This window comes from Methylobacterium sp. D54C (genome assembly GCF_053345595.1).
Window position 1 is genome coordinate 1 of sequence record NZ_JBKFAK010000097.1, and the last position, 857, is coordinate 857.

Sequence of the window (857 nt, forward strand, 5' to 3'; positions counted from 1 at the left end):
CTAGGGTTTGGACTCGATCAGCACCAGAAGGTGATGACGGCGGCCAGAGCGAGGGCCGAAGCGTAGTTGCGGGCAAGCTTGTCGTAGCGGGTTGCGATCCGGCGAAAGTCCTTGAGGCGGTTGAAGGTCGCCTCGATCCGCCACCGCTCCCGATAGCGGCTCTTGTCGTGGCGGATCTTCCGCTTGCGGCCGCGCTTGCCCGGGATGACCGGCGTGATGCCGCTCTTGCGCAGGTCAGCGCGCAGCCAGTCGGCATCGTAGCCCTTGTCGGCTGCCAGACGTTGGATCCGGCCCGGCGCTTCGGCCAGCACCGCAGGCGCGGTGGTCACATCGCTGGCGTTGCCGGGCGTCAGCAGGAGGACGCCAGGGCGGCCGAGGACGTCAGTGAGCGCGTGGATCTTGGTGGTCTGGCCGCCGCGCGACGGGCCAATGGCCTGCGCCGTCGCCCCCCTTTGCCGCCATGGGCAGAGCGGTGGGCGCGGACGTAGCTGCTGTCGAGGGCAGCCGCATCGCCCGTCCATCCGGCCTTGGCCAGCGCGGCGAGCATGGCTTTCCAGAAGCCGCGCCGCGACCATCGGTTGAAGCGGTTGTAGACCGTGGTCGGCGGGCCGTAGGCGGCCGGGCAATCGCGCCAGCGGCAGCCCGAGGTCAGCACGTGCAGGATGCCAGAGATGATTTGCCGGTCGTCCTTGCGCTCGGGTCCGGGCTGATCCTTGGGCATGAACGGTCCGATCACCGCCCATTGCTCATCCGAGAGCCAGAACAGGTCCGCCATCACCGCCTCCAGGCCAGAAAACGGCCGCCTGGAATCATAAAACGACAGACCCTGCAACGGATTGGTTCGGTTCACACCCTAG

1 protein-coding gene is annotated in these 857 nt (G+C 67.6%); it reads right to left on the reverse strand.

Translation table 11 applies throughout. The features are described 5' to 3' along the window. Nucleotides 1-17: 17 nt before the first annotated feature. Nucleotides 18-775 (reverse strand): IS5 family transposase gene (locus ACLBYB_RS32660; protein ID WP_447701362.1). Its coding sequence is split into 2 segments (ribosomal slippage): nucleotides 18-439 and nucleotides 439-775, totalling 759 coding nucleotides; the frame shifts between segments, so codons are not numbered across the junction. Nucleotides 776-857: the final 82 nt, after the last annotated feature.